The 306-nt window shown below is 53.3% G+C and carries 1 pseudogene; it reads right to left on the bottom strand.

The features are described 5' to 3' along the window. Positions 1-306, bottom strand: a pseudogene (locus tag HMPREF2806_RS13875) (transposase); the annotation flags it as partial.

Here is a 306-nt window from a genome sequence, read left to right as displayed (position 1 = left end):
AGGTAGATTCCGCGGTGAACATCGTGGGTGTACCACCATTTTTTGTTGCCACGTTTGGATTTAGGAATCTGCTCGAAAGGGACGTCTTTGACGTAAGTTCTGGCTTTGAGCTGGGTGCTAAATACAGTGCCGAATTGGTGTAGCTTGGCAGTCCATTCGGCTGCTTCATCTAGGTTGGTAACGGCTAGCAGTTCGAAGGAAAGCCGTCGCAGTGCTTTGCCCATCGGCGAGGTGGGGTGCAGGCCTGTGGCGCGTTGAATGTTGCGTTTGACGTGGACAATGCAGCGTTGAACCGGGGTATCAGGC

Source organism: Corynebacterium sp. HMSC076G08 (assembly GCF_001811515.1).
In the GTDB taxonomy this organism is placed as follows: Bacteria; Actinomycetota; Actinomycetes; order Mycobacteriales; family Mycobacteriaceae; genus Corynebacterium; species Corynebacterium hiratae.
Note: the sequence above shows the minus strand (reverse complement) of the source record. Positions and strands in the feature narration are given on the sequence as shown.